At 59.2% G+C, this 14,089-nt stretch carries 11 protein-coding genes; 6 read left to right on the forward strand and 5 right to left on the reverse strand.

Features of this window, described 5'->3' with window-relative positions:
• The first annotated feature begins 130 nt into the window (after nucleotides 1–130).
• From sdhC to AAID99_RS10015, 4 genes are read left to right on the forward strand one after another with little or no spacing between them, the layout of a single operon-like run.
• A complete protein-coding gene (gene sdhC, locus AAID99_RS10000; RefSeq protein WP_229719602.1) occupies nucleotides 131–592 on the forward strand; it encodes a succinate dehydrogenase, cytochrome b556 subunit in 462 nt (153 codons plus the stop codon).
• On the forward strand, nucleotides 589–996 hold the full coding sequence (gene sdhD, locus AAID99_RS10005) for a succinate dehydrogenase, hydrophobic membrane anchor protein (protein WP_332349415.1): 408 nt from the start codon (nucleotides 589–591) through the stop codon (nucleotides 994–996). The genes sdhC and sdhD overlap by 4 nt, the downstream gene beginning before the upstream one ends.
• Nucleotides 993–2,795 carry a succinate dehydrogenase flavoprotein subunit gene (gene sdhA, locus AAID99_RS10010; protein WP_498493756.1) on the forward strand — a complete coding sequence of 601 codons (1,803 nt, stop codon included), beginning with the start codon at nucleotides 993–995 and terminating at the stop codon, nucleotides 2,793–2,795. The genes sdhD and sdhA overlap by 4 nt, the downstream gene beginning before the upstream one ends.
• A gap of 11 nt (nucleotides 2,796–2,806) precedes the next feature.
• Entirely contained in the window at nucleotides 2,807–3,586 is a 780-nt protein-coding gene (locus tag AAID99_RS10015) for a succinate dehydrogenase iron-sulfur subunit (RefSeq protein ID WP_188425659.1), read from the forward strand.
• 126 nt (nucleotides 3,587–3,712) lie between these two features.
• On the opposite strand, the gene AAID99_RS10020 is transcribed toward AAID99_RS10015, so the two are convergent.
• The 3 genes from AAID99_RS10020 to gmk all read right to left on the reverse strand — a co-directional run bounded on the left by AAID99_RS10020 (nucleotide 3,713) and on the right by gmk (nucleotide 8,305).
• A complete protein-coding gene (locus AAID99_RS10020) occupies nucleotides 3,713–5,902 on the reverse strand; it encodes a methyl-accepting chemotaxis protein (RefSeq protein ID WP_188425658.1) in 2,190 nt (729 codons plus the stop codon).
• Between the two features lie 258 nt (nucleotides 5,903–6,160).
• Nucleotides 6,161–7,486: a tricarballylate/proton symporter TcuC gene (gene tcuC, locus AAID99_RS10025; RefSeq protein ID WP_188425657.1), complete on the reverse strand. Its 1,326-nt coding sequence runs from the start codon at nucleotides 7,484–7,486 to the stop codon at nucleotides 6,161–6,163.
• A gap of 189 nt (nucleotides 7,487–7,675) precedes the next feature.
• Nucleotides 7,676–8,305 (reverse strand): guanylate kinase, encoded by a 630-nt coding sequence (gene gmk / locus AAID99_RS10030; RefSeq protein WP_188425656.1) that lies wholly within the window; start codon nucleotides 8,303–8,305, stop codon nucleotides 7,676–7,678.
• Between the two features lie 217 nt (nucleotides 8,306–8,522).
• On the opposite strand from gmk, the gene AAID99_RS10035 reads away from it, so the two are divergent.
• On the forward strand, nucleotides 8,523–9,839 hold the full coding sequence (locus tag AAID99_RS10035; protein WP_498493757.1) for a DUF1800 domain-containing protein: 1,317 nt from the start codon (nucleotides 8,523–8,525) through the stop codon (nucleotides 9,837–9,839).
• Between the two features lie 3 nt (nucleotides 9,840–9,842).
• Entirely contained in the window at nucleotides 9,843–11,051 is a 1,209-nt protein-coding gene (locus AAID99_RS10040; RefSeq protein WP_188425654.1) for a DUF1501 domain-containing protein, read from the forward strand.
• Between the two features lie 76 nt (nucleotides 11,052–11,127).
• Here the strand turns inward: AAID99_RS10040 and imm45 are convergent, their stop codons facing one another.
• Nucleotides 11,128–12,432: an Imm45 family immunity protein gene (imm45, locus tag AAID99_RS10045; RefSeq protein ID WP_498493759.1), complete on the reverse strand. Its 1,305-nt coding sequence runs from the start codon at nucleotides 12,430–12,432 to the stop codon at nucleotides 11,128–11,130.
• A gap of 493 nt (nucleotides 12,433–12,925) precedes the next feature.
• Complete coding sequence (locus AAID99_RS10050; protein ID WP_188425652.1) at nucleotides 12,926–13,990, reverse strand: SDR family oxidoreductase; 1,065 nt, start codon at nucleotides 13,988–13,990, stop codon at nucleotides 12,926–12,928.
• Nucleotides 13,991–14,089: the final 99 nt, after the last annotated feature.

Consider the following 14,089-nt stretch of genomic DNA (forward strand, 5'->3'; position numbering starts at 1 on the left):
CGGAATTGCATGAAATACAAGACAAATTCAGTGCCAATTCTCACATCAATATGCACATGACGAACCATGGGAATGCGACTATGTGGGTAAGGTATCGCATAGCCCGAAGACAGAATTCCGAGGTATCGCCATGGCTTCCGACGGACGCGAAGCGTTCTATCACGGCACCGACACGCAGGGACGGGCCATACGGCGTCCCATGTCGCCCCATCTGGATGTCTATCGTTTTCGCCTCTCCATGGCGCTCTCGATCGGCAATCGCATGGCAGGCGTCGCCTCGTCGCTCGGTGCGGGTCTGGCCGTTGCCTGGCTGGCAGCCCTGGCCCAGGGACCGCGTGCCTTTTCCCGCGCACAGCGCGTTGCAACCCACCCGCTGGGGCGCCTCGTGTTTCTCGGCTGGGGCGTGGCCACCACCTATCATTTCGTGGCCAGTATCCGCCATCTGATCTGGGATAGCGGCGCCCGCTTCGAAAAGAAGGAAATTGACGAGGATGGCCGTCGCTCGGTCTTTGTGACCGCCGGGCTTTGCGTCACCCTGACCGCTGCCTTCGTCACGCTGGCACGTCTCCGCAGCAAGGGAACACGCGCATGAACCGCCTTTCCGACATGCGCACCCCGCTCGCCCGCGCCAAGGGGCTGGGCGGGTTGGCCGATGGTGCCGAACACTGGACAGCCGAGCGTGTCTCCGCCGCCCTTCTCGGTCCGCTCACGATCTGGGGTGTTGCGCAGGTTCTGCGTCTGGCCGGGCGTGACCGCGAGTCCATTCTTGCCTGGGCCGGGCGGGTGCAGAATGCCGCCCCTCTGGGCCTGCTTATTGCCCTGACCGCACGTCATGCCCAGCTCGGGCTTGAGGTCGTGGCCTCTGATTATTCACGTGGCTGGCGGCGCTTCGGCCTGCGTCTGGTCATTCGCCTCAGCACGCTTCTTTTCGTGGCGCTGGGCTGTGCCTCGCTCGCCCGTATTCTGATTTCCCGCCCGAAGGAGGGCCAGTCATGAGCGCGGAATCCGCCAAGAAATACCGTATCGTCGATCACGCCTATGATGTCGTGGTCGTCGGTGCCGGGGGCTCGGGTCTGCGCGCCACGTTGGGTATGGGCGCCGGAGGCCTGCGTACGGCCTGCGTCACCAAGGTTTTCCCGACGCGCAGCCATACAGTGGCAGCACAGGGGGGCATCGGTGCCTCTTTGGGCAACATGTCCGAAGATAACTGGCGCTGGCATATGTACGACACCGTCAAGGGGTCGGACTGGCTGGGCGATCAGGATGCCATCGAGTTCATGTGCCGTGAGGCGGAGAGCGCCGTCATGGAGCTGGAGCATTTCGGGGTGCCCTTCTCGCGCACCGAAGATGGCAAGATCTATCAGCGTCCCTTCGGCGGCCATATGAGCGAATATGGCAAGGCCCCTGTCGCCCGCGCCTGCGCGGCAGCCGATCGCACGGGTCATGCCATTCTGCATACGCTCTATCAGCAATGCCTGAAGCATCGCGTCGATTTCTTCGTCGAGTATTACGTACTCGACCTGATCATGGACGAGAACGGCACCTGTCGCGGTATTGTGGCCTGGTGCCTCGATGACGGATCGATTCATCGCTTCAACGCCAAGATGGTTGTTCTGGCAACAGGCGGCTATGGTCGCGCCTTCCAGAGCTGCACCTCTGCCCATTCCTGCACGGGTGATGGTGGCGGTCTGGCCATGCGCGCTGGCGTACCGACCCAGGACATGGAATTCGTGCAATTCCATCCCACCGGCATTTTCCCCGCAGGCTGTCTGCTGACGGAAGGCTGTCGCGGTGAAGGCGGCTATCTGACCAATTCCGAGGGTGAGCGCTTCATGGAGCGCTACGCCCCGACGGCGAAGGATCTCGCGTCACGCGATGTGGTCTCGCGCGCCATGACGATCGAGATCAATGAAGGGCGTGGCTGTGGTCCGAAAAAGGACCATATCATGCTGCATCTGGAGCATCTCGGCCCGGAATTGCTGCATCAGCGTCTGCCAGGCATTTCCGAAACCGCGCGCATCTTCGCCGGTGTGGATGTGACCAAGGAACCGGCACCGGTGCTGCCGACCGTGCATTACAACATGGGCGGCGTACCGACCAATCTGCATGGCGAGGTTCTGCGCCCGACCGCTGAAAACCCTGAGGCAGTTGTGCCTGGTCTCATGGCCGTTGGCGAAGCTGCCTGCGTCTCGGTGCATGGCGCCAATCGTCTGGGCACCAATTCCCTGCTCGATCTGATCGTCTTCGGTCGCGCCGCTGGCAAGCGGGCTGCGGAAATCATCGATCCGACGACACCCGTGCCGCCTTTGCCGAAGAACGCAGGGGACGCCATCCTTGAGGCGTTCGACAAGACACGTGAGGCTTCGGGCAAATTTACCGTTGCCGAGCTGCGCGAGCGCCTGCAGCGCATCATGCAGAGCCATGCCGCCGTGTTCCGCAACACCAAATCGCTCGCCGAAGGGTGCGCGAAGATACGGGACCTCTGGAAAGACGCGCAGCATATGGGTCTGGCGGATCGCTCGCTCATCTGGAACAGCGATCTGATGGAAGCGCTCGAATTTGCCAATCTTCTGGCCAATGCGACCGTGACCATCGAAAGCGCGCATGCCCGTCATGAGACGCGCGGCGCCCACGCGCATGACGATTATCCCGAGCGCGATGACGAGCACTGGATGAAGCATACCGTCTCTTATCTCGACAAGGACGGAGCGGTGAGCCTGCTCTACCGGCCGGTGCGGATGCAGACCCTGACAAACGACGTCGAGGTCTTTCCGCCCAAGAAACGTGTTTACTGAGGAGCCTCACCATGGTTGAACTCCGCCTGCCCAAAAACAGCACGACCCGCCCCGGCAAGTTTTATCCGGCTCCTGCCGATGCCAAACACAAGGCGACGTTTCAGGTCTATCGCTGGTCGCCCGATGACGATTCCAACCCGAGCCTCGACAGCTACGAGCTGGATCTCGACAAGGTCGGGCCGATGGTTCTCGACGCGCTGCTGTATATCAAGGACCATATCGACGCGTCCCTGACCTTTCGCCGCTCCTGCCGCGAGGGAATCTGCGGGTCATGCGCCATGAATATCGATGGCGAAAACACGCTGGCCTGCCTCAAGCCCATCAGCTCGATCAAGGGCACGGTCAAGATCAACCCGCTGCCGCATATGCCGGTGGTAAAGGATCTGGTGCCCAATCTGAACGGCGCCTACGCCCAGCTCGAATCCATCCAGCCCTGGCTGAAGAGCGACACCCCGCCGCCACCCGATACCGAGCGCCTGCAGAGCATCGAAGAGCGCGAGAAGCTGGACGGCATGTGGGAATGCATCCTGTGCTTCTGCTGCAGCACGTCCTGCCCGTCCTACTGGTGGAATGGCGACCGCTATCTCGGCCCTGCGACGCTTCTGGCCGCCAATCGCTGGATCATGGATAGCCGCGACGACCATACAGGCGAGCGTCTGGAGGCGCTGGATGACTCCATGAAGCTCTATGGCTGCCGCACCATCATGAACTGCACCCAGACCTGCCCCAAGGGTCTGAACCCGGCCAAGGCCATCGCAAACATCAAGAAGCTGCAGGTCGAGCGCGAATAATCCTGCCCGACAGGCGCGCAACACAAGCAGTCACTGAAAACAGAAAGGGGGCGCCTTTGCGGCGCCCCCTTTCTTGTTCCCGGTCCTGTCAGATCTGGTCCTCTCAGATCCGGGGCAGGCACTTTTTCAATACGCCATTTCCACAGAGCGGGCTGTTTCGCGCGGCAGAGAGAAGCGCGCAACCAGTTCACCCATCGACCCGACCTCATCCGAGAGAATGATCGAGGAGGAACGCGTTTCATCGGCAATCGAGGCGCTTTTCTGCGTGCTCTGATCCATCACCGCAATCGCCGTGCCGACCTCCTTGAGGCTGGCCGCCTGTTCGAAAGCATTATGGACGATGGTGTCGAGTTTCTCGCCCATTGCCGTCACGAGCGTGGTGATGGTCTCCAGCGCCTGCTCCGTATCCCGCACGCACACGGCCCCCGCACGGATCTCCTCAACCGTCTTGCCAACAAGCTCGCTGATGCTTCCTGCAGCCTCGGTGCAACGCTGGGCAAGTGTCCGCACCTCGTTGGCAACAACCGCAAAGCCCTTGCCGGAATCACCGGCCCGTGCCGCCTCGATGCTCGCATTGAGGGCGAGAACATTGGTCTGGAAAGCGATGTTCTCGATCACCTGCACGATGGCCGCCACCTGAGACGAGCTGTCTTCAATCTGTTTCATGGCCTCGCGCGTACGGCGCATGATTTCAGACGAAGAGCCTGCAGACTGGCAGGCCTGCTCACCCGTAGCCTGGGCAGAAGTCAGCACGGTTTCGGAATGCGCTGCCTTGTGCGTGATCTGGCTAATGGCCGCGGTTGTCTGCTCGATGGCAGCGGCCTGCTGCTCCGTCCGCTTGGCCAGATCCTCTGCGCCTGTAGCGAGGCTGCGGCTACCCTCGCTGATCGTGTCTGCCGCAAGGGAGATGCCCGAAATCGTTCCCGCCAGACGCTCGACCGAGCGGTTGAAATCCTCACGCAGCAGGTCGAATTCGCGGGGAAGGCGCTTATCGATCTTCGCCGAGAGATCGCCATTGGAGAGCGCCGTAAGCCCGCTGCCAATCGTCTCGATCACCTGCTTCACATCGTCCAGACGCTGCTCGTCTTCCTTATGGCGACGCTCCTGATCTTCTTCATGTCTGATGCGATCAGCGGCAACAGCCTCGTCCAGCTTGCGTGCCTTGAGCAGCGCGTCACGGAAGCTGTCGAGCCCGCGCGCAACAGAGCCGATTTCATCATGGCGGCGCGTACCGTAGACGACGACCTCATATTGTCCCTCTTCAAGGGCCGAGACGGAATTCTGCAAACCGCGCAGGGGGGCATTGAGCAGACGACGGAATACAAGCACCATGATAACAAGTGACAGGGCGATCAGCGCCACACCGGGCACGACCAGCATGTAAATGGTGTGCCAGATGGGTGTCGTGATGGCGGCTCTCGGGATTTCGACAACCAGTGTCCAGTAGATGTTGAAATTACCCATTTTCAGCGGGACGAGAATGCGATCGATGCCCGTGCCATGAGCCGGCAGAATGGTGATCTTTCGGGTCGCCAGGGCGCGGGTGAGGTCGTTGCTGGCATTATCGCTGAAATGCTTCATCGCCTGCGCCGGATCCGGCGTGACGATCCATGCCCCCTGAGCCGAAAGAAGCCCGATGCTCGAACCATCGGCAATCTGCACACTGCGCAGAAGCGGGGCGAGCCAGCCAAGCGGAATATCAGCCCCAACCACACCGATGCGCTTGCCATCGAAGGTAATCGGATAGGTCGGAGAAACCATCGGCACATGGGTGTCGTGATCGATATAAGGTTCCAGACCGTCCAGTTCGCCCGTCTTGACGATATTCCAGTAGACCGCGCTGTAATGTTCGGGCGGTGTCGAGACCGTTACCCTGTTATCGGGGCCTCGCAGCACGGACGGGAAAAAAATGCCATGGCTGTTCGTGCCTGGTCCACCGGGCACCTGCGTGCCATCGAAACCACCAGGGATTTCCTTGAAATCCATCGCATAGATGGCAGGAAAGCGTTTCATGTCCTCGACGAGCAGATCAACGATGAACTGCTTGTTCAGAATGCCGGTCTTGTGCGCCGTCTCGATCGTGCTCTGGATATTGCGCACGACGGTATTCTGCTCCGTCAGGGCAAGAATGATCTTTTCACCAAGGATCTGGCTTTTGGAAATTGCCTCGGCATAGACGTTTTTCTCGACCTGCTGCTTCATCAGCCAGCCGGAAAGCGTGACAGCAACAAGCTGGATCAGCACAAAAGACAGGCCGCAGATCAGGATGATTTTCGTCGAAAGAGACGTGCGCGGCTGCGACGAGGGGGGCACCATCTGAAATTCTCCGATCCGGCTACCATCAAATAGACTGGCTGACACGCCGCTATACCGCGCTCCCACACCGGAGAGCGTGAGGGGCGATCGTCACACGACGTGCGTAAATAAGACGTGACTCAGCCACATCTCCCACCATGCGTCAATCTGTTGCGCATTCGTCACGGAACTTCACTGAAAACGCCATTTGGCGGTGTTTCCCGAGGCAGGCATACGACCTGCCTCCATCAGGAAACGACACGTTAACCTTTCATGCCATCAGCCTTGCGATGAGGTTTCCGTTTCACGATAGGGCCGTGCGATAAACGCCGCCAGCAGGCCGCAGAGAGCGGCGAGAGAGAGCCACAAAGCGGGCATGGCGCGGTTGCTGGTAGTCTCGATCAGCCAGGTGCAGATCGTCGGGCTGAAGCCGCCGATACAGGTGGCCAGACTATAAGCAAAAGAGAACCCGGTGGTGCGTATGCGCGGCGGTACGATTTCGGTCAGCCACGCAATGGCTGCCCCGTTATACGCGCTGTAAAGCACCGCCAGCCCGATCTCGGCCCCCATCAGGCGCCCCATATCGGGCGCTGCGACCAGCCAGTGCATGAGCGGATAGGCCGAACAGATCGCCAGAATGGTGGCGCCCTTGAGCAGCGCCCGGCGACCGATGCGATCGGACAAGGCGCCGAAGGCGGGCACGAGAAGACAGTTGACCAGCCCCACGCAAAGCGTGACGAAAAGACTGTCGAGCCGGCCCAGATGAAGAATCCGCGTACCGTAGGCCGGGGTATAGGCTGTCAGAACATAAAACGAGACGGTGCTCATCAGGGCGGTCAGAACGGCGATGCCACCGAGACGCCAGTGATCACGCAGCGTGGTGAAAATCTCGCGCAGGTCGGGATGGGTCGTCTCGGCTTCAAAAGCCGCTGTTTCCTGCAGATTGCGGCGCAGGAAGAGCAGAACGGGCACGATAAGGCACCCGAAAAGCAGTGGCAGACGCCAGCCCCAGTCCGACATCGTCTGCGATCCGAGCCAGGATGTCAGGCCAAACCCAACAGCCGCCGCAACCACCACAGCCAGCTGGATGGACGCGGACTGGAAGGAAACCACAAAGCCGCGATTTTTCTCGGTCGCGATCTCTGAGAGATAGACGGAACTCGACCCGACCTCGACCCCGGCAGAAAACCCCTGAATCAACCGCCCGCACAAGACGATAAGCGGTGCGAAGATACCGATACGATTATAGCCCGGCGTCAGCGCCAGGGTGATCGTGCCGATCGCCATGAGAGTAAGGGTTAGAATCAGACCGCGACGACGCCCAAGCCGGTCGACATAAGCTCCAAGAACGAGCGCCCCCAGCGGACGCATCAGAAATCCGGCGCCGAATGTCGCGAAAGACAGCATCAGTTCGGCCTGTGCATTCCCCGAAGGGAAGAACGCCCTGCCGATATCGCCAGCGTAATAGCCAAAGACCATGAAATCGTACATTTCGAGCATGTTGCCGCTCGCAACCTGCCCGACTGCCTTGATCAGCCCCGGTCGGGGCGGGGCTGCCGGCTGGTCTAAGGGGCGCAAGACGGTCTCCTGATCGGTGCCAGTCATCTCGATATCATGCTCCTTGCACTGCACTCAGGCGAAGCGCGCCCTCACCCGCGTTACGGATACAGGCACAGCCCCGAACATGAATTATTTGCAATATTGGGTGTGTTGTCAGATCATCTTTTGATTACCGGTCTCGGTCGACCGGTTTTTCCCCGAGCAGAGGCGTATTCTTCAACCGGGGCAGAGGCGTCAATGCGCCTCGTATTCCCTCATCAGCGCAGCCAGACCATGCTGGCGTCTGGTGCGCAGCCGGGCTGCAACGAGGATCGCCTGCGCCTCACGTACCGCGCGATCGAGTTCCTCATTGATGATCACATGGTCGAACTCGCTCCAATGCGAGATCTCGGCCAGAGCCGCTCCCATGCGCTTGTCGATTTCAGCCGCATCGTCAGAGGCCCGTGAACGCAGGCGACGATCCAGCTCCTTCATCGAAGGCGGCAGAACAAACAGGCTCACGACATCATCGGGCAGCGCATCGCGCAACAGGCGATGACCCTGCCAGTCGATATCGAACACCATGTCGCGCCCGCTGGCCAGCGCTGCCTCGACCGGCGCGCGCGGCGTGCCGTAGCCGCGCCCGAAGACTTCGGCCCATTCAAGCAACTCGCCGTTTTCTGCCATGGCCCGGAATTCTTCCAGCGAGCGGAAGTAATAATGCACCCCCTCCTTCTCACCGGGGCGCGGGGCACGGGTCGTGACCGAGACGGAATGCGCGAGGCTGGAATCCCCGGCGCGCAGGGCGTTGGCAATGGTGGATTTACCCGCCCCCGAAGGCGCGGAAATAACGAGACAGACGCCACGTCTTGCTACGGTCGTCATGTCATTCCTCCATCATCGTTTCCGGGTGCCGTGCTGAGCCATAGCGGCTCGGACGGCTTTTGAAAACAGGGCGGCCCCAGACAGGGCGTAACAGGCAAACATCCGGCTGCATCGCAGCGTCACATCATCGCTGTCTTTTCGCCATAAAACACGCCATAAATCCCAACATGGTTTGACATAATCAATTCTTACGTGAAGACGCCCTCACGGAGGCCTCATGCAAGGCATTCAGGTCGAAAACCGCTTCGGCTGGGGCGCACGCCCCGGCGAAACACGCACAACGCCATGGCGGGACTGGCTGGCGGCGCAGCTCGGCCCTGACGATCTGACCCGCTTCACCGGAGTAGGTGATTGCGCCCATGGGCTGATTGCCCTGCGCACGCAGCGCGAGAACAAACTGCGCGGCAACCCTCTGGTCAAACCCATTCTCCAGGCCGAACTTGCAACCCAGAGCGCGGCGCTTCTCTCCACAGAGCAGCCCTTTCGAGACCGACTGGCTTGGTTCTGGTTCAATCATTTCACGGTCAGCCAGAAACAGGTCCGCGTGAAGGGCGTAGTGGGTGCCTATATGCGCGAGGCCATCAGGCCTCACGTGACAGGGCGCTTTGTCGATCTGCTCATGGCGGTCATGCGCCACCCGGCCATGCTGCTCTATCTGGATAATACCGGCTCGGTCGGGCCAGATAGCCCGGCAGGGCTGCGCCAGCATCGCGGTCTGAATGAAAATCTGGCCCGCGAATGTCTCGAACTGCACACAGTCTCGCCCGCTGCGGGCTACAGCCAGAGCGATGTCACGTCTTTCGCTGCGATCCTGACCGGATGGGGCGTCGATATGAAGGCCGAGCGCCCTGGGTTCCATTTTGCTCCGCGCGCACATCAGCCCGGCGAAAAAATGCTCCTTGGTCAACGCTTCCCGCAAGGAGAGGAAGGCGGTCTCGCAGCACTGGATTTTCTGGGCACCCATCCGGTTACTTACCGCCATATCGCGACGCAAATGGTCAGGCATTTCCTGACAGACACGCCCTCAGCCACTCAGGTCGCCCCTGTGTTCGACGCGCTGCACCAAACACAGGGCAGTCTGCGCGCCGCCTCTCTGGCTCTGATCGACCTTCCCGGCGCTGCCGCACCCGGTGCAACCATGGGCAAGCTGCGTTCTCCCATGGAGTTTGTCGTGGCGGTTCTGCGCGCTTCGGGAGCAACGCCCGAGGCTATGCTACCCGACGCGCCTCACAACCCCACCCGCATTCTGGTTAGCGGCTGCGCAGCTCTGGGCCAGCCCCTCTGGACCGCCCCCATGCCTAATGGCTGGAGCGACGCTGCGGCAGAATGGTCGGCCCCGGCCGATCTGCTGGCCCGAACGGATTGGGCCTATCGCTATGCCGCCACGCTGCGTGATCGCGATCCTATGGCAATTGCCCATGCCGCACTCGGTGGTTCGCTGCGCCCGGAAACCCAACTGGCCTTGCACCGTGCAGGCAGTCGTCAGGATGCCCTGACCCTTTTGTTTTCCTCCCCCGAATTCCAGAGGCGCTAGGTCATGAGACTCTCCCGTCGTTCTGCCCTGCTCGGGCTCACTGCAAGCTGGTCACTTGGCCGGGCCTCCCTCGCTCTCGCTGCGCCGTCTTCGGGCGCGCAGGACCCGCGTCTGGTCGTCATCCTTCTTCGTGGCGCGCTGGATGGCATGGCCGCCGTCACCCCTTATGGCGATTCCGGACTGGTGGCGCTGCGCCGCGACCTGCTCCTGCCCGAGCCGGGGCGTGACGGCGGGCTTCTGGATCTGGGCGGATTTTTCGGGCTGCACCCGGCCCTTGCAGGACTGCACCAACTCTATGTGCAGGGCCAGATGCTGCCGGTCCATGCGGTGGCAGCGCCCTATCGCACACGCTCCCATTTCGACGCGCAGGATTATCTCGAAAGCGGCGCCAGTCACCGCCTCGATAGTGGCTGGCTCAACCGGGCCGTTTCCGCCCTCCCAGGTCAGAGCATCTCAAGCAGAGAGACGCGTCCTGACGGCTTTGCCCTTGCCCTTGGCCTCGACGTGCCCCTGCTTTTGCGCGGTCCTGCCTCTATCGGCAGCTATGCCCCGGCGGGGAGCCAGCACCCGACGGCTGATCTTTATCACGCCATTGCCCAGCTCAATGCTCATGATCCCCAGATCGGCCCCGGATTACGCAAGGGCCTGCAAGCGCGCGGCTACTCCGACGATATCGCCCCGACGCCGTTCTCTGGCTCGGACCGGAAAATCGATGCTTTCACCCGCCTGGCCTCGGCGGCGGGGCTCATGCTGGCGCGGGCAGATGGCCCGCGTGTTGCGGCTCTCGAACTCGGCGGGTGGGACAGCCATGCCGGTCAGATCGGCGCTCTGAAAGCCCCGCTGACACGACTGGATGAAGGGATCGACGCCCTGAAAACCAGCCTCGGTCCGGCCTGGTCACAGAGCGTGGTTGTAGCCATGACGGAATTCGGTCGTACGGCGCGCATGAACGGCACAGGAGGGACCGATCATGGCACGGGAGCCGTCGCCTTTCTGGCAGGAGGCGCGGTCAAAGGTGGTCGTATAGCGGGCACCTGGCCGGGATTACGCCCCGGCCAGCTTTTCGAAAACCGTGATCTGGCCCCCACAACCGATCTGCGCAGCCTCATCGCCGGGGTGCTCTGCACCCATTTGAAGATGCCCCGCAGCGCCCTCAGAAAAGTCTTTCCCGATGCCCCGGTAGAACCGCTCTCCAGCCTCATCACTGCATAAAAACCGGAATACCGTTCGATGGTGAAAATATTTACTGCATAATCGCAATTATACTATATAAATAAAGATTGTTTATTTAAAACGAATTAGATCTCGTTTTTACGAATTCTATAAGATATTTATACTCACGTGAGTTATCTTTACCATCAATACCCAAATAGAACTCTTCCAATGTTCCATCGAAATCCGATTTTTTTATGTTTATACCTTTGGAGGACCGATACCACGTTATGGTATCGTTGTTTGGCCCCACGATGCTGAACCATCCGATGTGACATCCCTTCTCGATCCTCGCATCCACCGAAATCTCCGCATCGCCGAAAATCTTGGCGTCCCCGCAAATTCGCGCATCGCCGGAGACAGTTGCATTTCCTCGGATCACTGCATCACCGAATATAAACGCTTTGCCGAAGATCATCGCCTCTCCGTGGATAAACGCATCGCCTGCGACCTGCGCGCTGCTTAAAATCTCCGCGCTGCCACAAACCCGAGCGTTGCCATATACCCGACCACAACCGGAAACCGCCGCATCACCCGAAACCCGAGCGTTACCGAACACCTGCGCATGATTGTAGATACGAGCGTCATCATATACTCGCGCCTGACCGAAAACCTGTGCGTTGTCTGAAACGCTGGCATTCCCGAAAACCTGAGCCTGCCCTGATATCCAGCTCTCGCCAGAAACCTCCAGATTGTGCTCACCCTCTATATATCCTCCCAGATCACCAGCCTTGACGCCAATCGCAGTGATGTCAGATATTGCTCGAATGCGCCGTAGCGGCCGCCCATCGTGTGTCTCGATCACACAGCTTTCCAGCAGCTCATATTTACTGTTCTTGCTACCTCCGGACTGACCTGCGCGGTGAAATAGCCGATTAAACAGATAGCCGGGAAAAGTGATGAGGCTGAGCGCCAGACGTTTGACGGAGCGAAGGACGCCCTTTTCATGATCAAGCGGGTATTGACATATATTTTTGATACAAGCCGCGCCAATCCCGCACCTGAAAACCCACCTCCATAGTTTTGCAATGGCTTCTTTTGTCAGGCCTGACAGCGTTGGAGCCTCTGCGCTATACCCGTCAAGGAACAAAACCTGGCTTACTGGACAATCCATGTAAATCCAGTGATTCCAATTTTTGATAATCCAATCCACGCTAATCGTACAATCAGAGTATAGACACTCACTAGGAAGTAATTGCGCTACACAGCCAGCCTTGTAGCCTGTCATGACCATGAGACCGTATCCACTCTTACTGTCTTCGCATTCGTAAATCATAAAATCTACCGTACTCTCGTAAGGGTACTTTGCCGGAAACCTGAATACAGATCCTCTGCCCAGCGAGTCCCTCTTGACAGAGATCAGTCTGGTAAATTCGTTCATTTTCCGCTCATGCAATCTGTCAGTCCTTACCGACAGTTAGCATTCACTTTTGCGGACAGATATTCACATTTGCGCATTGAGACTTTGATACGATTAATATATCACTCAAACTATATTTTATTGTTTAATAATAATTAATATTTATGATGTTATTCATATATTGCGGCAATATAAACACGCTATAAAATAAATAATAGTCTCATTTTAGGCGAAAAAATCTGTTTTTACATTAAATACACTGCCCCAGTTATTAGAAGCCGCCGTTGACTCATCTCCGTGTCTTCGCAATACGGATAACCGACGTTCAAACACACACAACAAGGGGGCACGCGCAGCGTCAGGCAGATCAGCAATTCAGCCCACGGAGCCTCCTTTCTCCGCCCTCTTTACCATGCTGGACGCCAACACAATGGGCTGACCATCGACCGCAGGCGACTGGTTACAACTGAGCCGCTGCCTTTCGCTCGCCTGAGGTCGGAGTGGACGTCGCGTTTCAGGGAATATAATGCTGGGCGCGCAGCAGGGTGAAAAGATCGAAAAATGAGCTTCTCGTCGATTGATAGCCCGTAAAGCCCATTTCACGGCTCTTGCTCATATCGGTGAGGCACTCGACCGGGCGGCCCAGATCGGCATCCGTGTGCCACGCTGAGGCCAGTCGATCGAAGGCAGGTTCGACAAGACCGGCTTTTTTCGCCAGCGCCGCCCATTCGGGCCCCTTATCGGCCAGCATCGTCTCGAGCGAACCTGTCTCTCCCGGATAAGGGGCTGCCTCGATACCGAACCACGCAGCAAGCTCAGGCCAGAGCACGCTCCAGCGAAAGACATCGCCATTGACGATATTGAAGGCCTCGTTCCGCCCCGCCGGGTTCGTGGCCGCCCAATGGATCTGTCGGGCAAGCTGGCGCGCATCAGTAACATCGGTCAGACCTGACCACTGAACGGGCGAGCCGGGGAAAACAAATGGAAGACCTGTCTCGCGGCAAAGCGATGCATAGACCGCAAGCGTGGTGCCCATATTCATCAGATTGCCAATGGCATGACCGATGATTGTATGTGGGCGATGGACGCTCCATGAAAAACCGTACTTCTCTGCCGCCTCGAACAGGACATCTTCCTGGGCATAATAGAAATTCTCGATGTCGAGACGGGGCAATGTCTCGCGAAATGGCGTCTGCGGCAGCACGCCTTTGCCATAGGCCTCAAACGGCCCGAGATAATGCTTGAGCCCGGTGACGAGCGCCGCATGAACGATCTGCTCAGGATGCGGCAGCGCTTCGAAGACATTACGCAGCATCGCGCTATTGGCGATGCAGTTCTCGCGCTCGGTTGCGCGGCGCGTCCAGGTAGTAAAGAACACATGGCTCGGTGCGACGTCTGCAAGCGCGTCTCGCAAGGCGGCGGGGTCAAGCGTGTCAGCCTTGATGGGAAGCACAGCCGAGGGCAGCGCTTCGACGCGACGCGCCAGACCATAAACAGTCCAGCCTTCGGCAACCAGGCGATTGGCCAGATTCTGGCCAACCATGCCGGTTGCACCGATAACAAGAGCCTTGTGGGTCATGACCCCCTCCGAAAATCCATTTCCTGTTTCCGAAGCTGGGCGCCATGGATACAAAACGCAATCCGGCACTTTTTTGTGCCCTGGGCACCAGATGGGAAC

The organism is Asaia sp. Ae19-3 (assembly GCF_059801175.1).